Source organism: Myxococcus sp. AM009 (assembly GCF_013372605.1).
Classification (GTDB): Bacteria; Myxococcota; Myxococcia; order Myxococcales; family Myxococcaceae; genus Myxococcus; species Myxococcus vastator.
On sequence record NZ_JABXEP010000337.1, the window covers coordinates 1 to 1588 of the forward strand.

The following is a 1588-nucleotide window of genomic DNA, read 5'->3' on the forward strand; positions in this document are numbered from 1 at the left end:
GCGTTGTCGATGTTGCAGCTTCCGCCAGACCCGCCGCCGCCGCCGCCGAAGCCCGCCGTGCCGCCGCCGCCGGGCTCGCCCGGCTGTTCGGCGGCCCAGGTCCCGTCGAGCAGCACCCCCAGGCCCGCGCCGCCGCCACCCGGTGCGCCGGAGCCGCCTTCCGCGCCGCCCTGGCCCGGTCCGCCCGGGGCTGGGTTGCAGACGCACTCACGCCCGGAGCACGCGGCGTCCGGCGCATCACCGCCCGCGCCGCCCGCGCCGCCCGTCTCGTCGGGCCCGCCCGTGCCGCCATCCCGTCCAGGGTTGCCGCCGCTGCTGCCAATCACCCCCCAGCCGCCCGTGGGCTGGGTGTCATCCGGGCAGGTGATGGAGGCAGGCGTCCCGCCCTGGCCCGTGTCGGAGTTGCCGACGCCGCCGTGCCCGCCTTCGCCTCCGTCCGGGCCGCCCAGGCCCGCGTCCCCCGCGGCGCCGGGGGCGCCCTGGCCACCCGCGCCCGCGGCCAGGGTGACGTGGCGCAGGCGCACCCCGGAGGAGTCCACCAGACGCACGGCGATGGAGGGCTCACCGGGGCCGGTCGCGGTGGCGGCGCTGACCTGCACGTACTCCATCAGCACGCCCGCGTCCTGGAGGCCCCGCACCGTCAACCCCAGCGTGCCGGCGTCGAACAGGGCCACGCGGTCCGCGGCGCGGCGCCAGCCGCCACTGCGTCCGGCATAGCCGCCATGCAGCGAGACGGGGACGTCCAGCTCCAGGCCCGCCTCGTCATAGGCGCCGCCCGCGAGGAAGAGGTGGCGCGGGCCGCCGTCCAGCTCGCGCAGCAACGCCAGCGCGCGGCCCACGGTGCGCAGCGGCGCCTGCCGGGTGCCCACGCCCGCGTCGTCATCCCCGTCCATGGGGTCGATGAAGAGCCCCGCGTCCGCCTGGCCGTCCACGCCGTCACAGTCGGTGTCGGCGAAGGCGTCGTCGGGGAGGTCCTCGCCGGGGACGGGGGTGCAGGCGGCGACGTTGGGCTCACAGCGTCCCTCGTCGCTGCAGCGCTGCCGCGCGCCGTCGAAGTCGTAGCAAGCGCCCGCGCCGAGCGCCGCCACGAGCGCGGTGCCCGTGGCGCCGAGCATCCTGGTCTTCCGCATGACTCTCCTCGAATTCAAGGCAACGTCCCGGACAGGCCCACCATGCCCCCACCGGGGACCACGGCGGCGGAGGGCTGCACCTTCGCGGGCAGCTCACCGGGCAGCAGGAACATCACCGCGCCCGCCACGAGCCCCGCGGCGCCCAGTCCAAAGGCCACCCGGCTCAGCGTCTGCGCCCGGCGGCCCGACGACGCGAGGCCATCCGCGTCATCCAGCGGCGCGTCCGGCGTGCCGTCCTGGTCGAGCCGCGAATACCTGTCACCCGCCTGCAGGTAGAAGACGGTGCCCACGCCGGCCAGCGCGACGCCGCCCGCGGCGGGCAGCCACGCCCAGCGGCGCAGCGGGCGGAGGGGCTCGGGCTCCAGCTCCGGGGCCAGTGGCTTCGCCTCCACCACCGCCCCTGGCCGTGGTGGAGGCGAAACCACTGGCCCCGGAGCTTGAGCCCGGGCCCCTCCGCC

Annotated in this window: 1 protein-coding gene and 1 pseudogene; both read right to left on the reverse strand. The window is 77.5% G+C overall.

Annotated elements, in window-relative coordinates:
• On the reverse strand, window positions 1–1130 hold a 1130-nt coding region (locus HV824_RS35660), incomplete at its 3' end, for a DUF1565 domain-containing protein (protein WP_255208620.1).
• 14 nt (window positions 1131–1144) lie between these two features.
• Window positions 1145–1588, reverse strand: a pseudogene (locus HV824_RS35665) (hypothetical protein); the annotation flags it as partial.